This is a genomic window from Pseudomonas sp. GW456-12-10-14-LB2 (assembly GCF_002884345.1).
GTDB classification, from domain to species: domain Bacteria; phylum Pseudomonadota; class Gammaproteobacteria; order Pseudomonadales; family Pseudomonadaceae; genus Aquipseudomonas; species Aquipseudomonas paraglycinae.
Window position 1 is genome coordinate 1 of record NZ_POHV01000162.1, and the last position, 271, is coordinate 271.

General features: G+C 73.1%; 1 protein-coding gene. It reads right to left on the bottom strand.

Features of this window, described 5'->3' with window-relative positions; all coding sequences use genetic code 11:
• Nucleotides 1-271: fumarate hydratase C-terminal domain-containing protein (locus C1X29_RS29935; protein WP_173940221.1), on the bottom strand; the 271-nt coding region annotated here is incomplete at both ends.

A 271-nucleotide genomic window follows, 5' to 3' on the forward strand; every position in this document is an offset into this window, starting at 1 on the left:
CTCCAGGGAGGCGATGACGGCGTCGCGCCGGGCGGCCACGTCGCGCTGCACGTCGGCGAAGAGCGAGCCGCCGTGGGAATCCATCCCGACCAGCAGCGGCCCGAAATCGCGGATCGCGAACTGCCACAGGCTCTCGGGGTGGAGGTCGTCGAGGTCGACATCCACGATGGTCTCGATCCAGGTGGTCTCCAGCGCCGCCGCGCCGCCGACGATCGCCAGGTAGGCGCCGCCGCGCCGCGCGAAGGCGTCGAGGGTCGCCGGACCCATGCCG